The following is a 2145-nucleotide window of genomic DNA, read 5'->3' on the forward strand; positions in this document are numbered from 1 at the left end:
CGTTCGCCCTCGGCCTGGTGGGGGCGCTGGCCGCCGCCCGGACCGCCGCCGCACCCATCCCGTGGGACCGCACCCGGATCCCCGAGGGGCGTCCGCGCGGCCGCACCGAGTGGGCGCTGCCGCTGGTCGTCCTCACCGTGCTGTTCGCGGCGTTCAACGCGGTGCAGCTGGCCGTGCTGTTCGGTGGCTACGACGCGGTGCTGGAGAAGACCGGGCTGACCTACTCCGAGTACGCGCGGCAGGGTTTCTGGCAGTTGCTGATCGTCACGCTGCTGTTCCTGGTCGTGGTGGTCGTCGCCGCCCGCACCGCGCCGAGGTCGGGCCCACGTGACCGTGTCCTCGTGCGGAGCGTCCTCGGCGTGCTGTGCGCGCTGGCACTCGTCGTCGTGGCGTCCGCGGTGCGACGCATGGACATGTACGTGGACGCCTACGGGCTGACCCGGCTGCGCATCTCGGTGTTCGCCATGGAGTTCTGGCTGGGCCTGGTCATCGTGCTGGTCATGGCGGCGGGGGTGTGGGGCGCCCGGTGGCTGCCCCGTGCGGTCGCCGCCTCCGCGGCCGCGGGCGTGCTGGCGTTCGGCCTGATGTCTCCCGACGCGATGATCGCCGAGCACAACGTCCAGCGGTACACGGCCGACGGCAAGCTGGACCAGACCTACCTCGAAGGGCTGTCCGTCGACGCGGTCCCGGCTCTCGACCGTCTGGAGGAGCCGTTGCGGAGCTGTCTGCTCGCGGAGTTCACCGACGAACTGGACGACGACACCCCCTGGTACGCCACCAGCTGGAGTGAGCGCGAGGCCCGCCGAATCCTCGCCGAACGGCCCGTGGAACTCGATCCCGCGGCCTGCCGGACCGGTGACCGCTGGGAGGACGACTACTACGAGTGAGCCCTCATGACGGGCCGCCCGTGACACCTGGGGGCGGGACAGGGTGGGCGACGGCCGGACGGGCCGCCTCCCGCCCCGCCTCCGCCCCGCTCGGTGGCCGGTCTGCGGCGAGCGTTCGCTTCTGCGACGCGCTGACCGGCGGTGTCGCCGGCCGGTGGAGAGCGAGGTCGTGATCCTGGGCCGCCGCACGTCGACCCGGTTCTTCGGCACCGGCTTTTCCAGGGCGTGCGCCTGGGTTCCCCTGGAGGTCCGGACCGGTTTCCGCCCTTCCTCGGCGGGGCTCGGGCGCCGCTGTCGTATGTGCGGCAGCGAACGCCGGTGGACGGCGGCAGGAATTGGCGAGGCCGGGGGTCCCACCCGCCGGAGGGCGGCGTAGTCTGAAGACGTCATGCCGTACGAACCACCCACCCACGCCGTCGAGCGCTCCCTCCGCGCCACGACCGGAGCCAAGATCGTCGCAGGTGTCGACGAGGTGGGCCGCGGCGCATGGGCCGGTCCGGTCACCGTCTGCGCGGCGATCACCGGTCTTCGCCGCCCGCCCGAGGGTCTCACCGACTCCAAACTGCTCACCGTCAAGCGGCGCAACGAACTGGCCGGGACGCTCCGCGACTGGGTCACCGCCTACGCGCTGGGACACGCCTCGCCGGAGGAGATCGACGACCTCGGCATGACCGCCGCGTTGCGGCTCGCCGCGGTGCGTGCGCTGGAGGACCTTCCGGTCCGGCCGGACGCGGTGATCCTGGACGGCAAGCACGACTACCTGGGCAGCCCGTGGCAGGTCCGCACGGTGATCAAGGGCGACCGCAGCTGTGTCGCCGTCGCCGCGGCCTCGGTGATCGCCAAGGTCGAGCGGGACGCCATGATGGCGGAACTCGGCGCGGCGCACACGGACTTCGCGTTCGGCGCCAACGCCGGCTATCCGTCCCCGGTCCACCGGGCCGCCCTGGAGGAAAGGGGCCCCACCCCTTACCACCGACTGTCATGGGCGTATCTTGATGCGCTGCCACAGTGGCGGCACCTGAAGAAGGTCCGCACCTGGGCGGAGGCGAGCGTTCCGGAGATCGAGGGCCAACTGGGCTTCGACTTCTGACCGGTCCGCCTTCCGCGGTTTCCCTTCCTGACATGCCCCCGCCCCCGTGGGGCGCACCGACATTTGATAGACAACAGGCCATGCCTCTCAGTCCCGAGGAGCCCCAGATTCCCGAGCGCGCCCAGGGTCCCAGCACTGCTCCGGCCCCCAGCCACAGCATGCCGACCC

2 protein-coding genes are annotated in these 2145 nt (G+C 71.8%); both read left to right on the top strand.

Annotated elements, in window-relative coordinates; translation table 11 throughout:
- Positions 1-887: DUF4173 domain-containing protein (locus tag HW445_RS28110; RefSeq protein ID WP_180223671.1), on the top strand; the 887-nt coding region annotated here is incomplete at its 5' end.
- 388 nt (positions 888-1275) lie between these two features.
- On the top strand, positions 1276-1977 hold the full coding sequence (locus tag HW445_RS28115; RefSeq protein WP_180223672.1) for a ribonuclease HII: 702 nt from the start codon (positions 1276-1278) through the stop codon (positions 1975-1977).
- The last annotated feature ends 168 nt before the right edge of the window (positions 1978-2145 follow it).

The sequence above is a fragment of the Streptomyces sp. UH6 genome (assembly GCF_013421635.1).
Lineage (GTDB): Bacteria > Actinomycetota > Actinomycetes > Streptomycetales > Streptomycetaceae > Streptomyces > Streptomyces abyssomicinicus.